General features: G+C 68.9%; 1 protein-coding gene. It reads right to left on the reverse strand.

Annotation, left to right across the window (positions count from 1 at the left end):
- Positions 1–258: Gfo/Idh/MocA family oxidoreductase (locus HCK04_RS40655; protein WP_168066726.1), on the reverse strand; the 258-nt coding region annotated here is incomplete at its 3' end.
- Between the last annotated feature and the right edge of the window lie 122 nt (positions 259–380).

Genomic DNA, 380 nt, shown 5'->3' on the forward strand with positions numbered 1-380 from the left:
ATGGCTGTCACCCGGCGTGCAGATGTCCACGATCTGCACGTCATCGCGTTCGAGGAGCCGCTTCCAGTCGGTCTCCGCGTGGGCCCACCCCAGCTTCTCGGCCGCCTGCGCGGTCGCCTCGGCGGACCGGCCGGCGACCGCCACCATCGCGGGCTTGATCGGCAGGTCGAAGAACGCGTCCACGCTGCGCCACGCCTGCGAGTGCGTACGGCCCATGAACGCGTAGCCGATCATGCCGATCCCGGCGACAGGCCTCATGACTCGAACCCGAGCGGCAGATACTGGGCGGCGTTGTCCTTGGTGACGGTCGCCGAGGACAGCGTGAGCGACTGGGGCACCTCCTGCTCCAGCAGGTCGCTCATGCCCTTGCCCTGCGCGAT

This window comes from Microbispora sp. CL1-1 (assembly GCF_012034195.1).
GTDB lineage: Bacteria > Actinomycetota > Actinomycetes > Streptosporangiales > Streptosporangiaceae > Microbispora.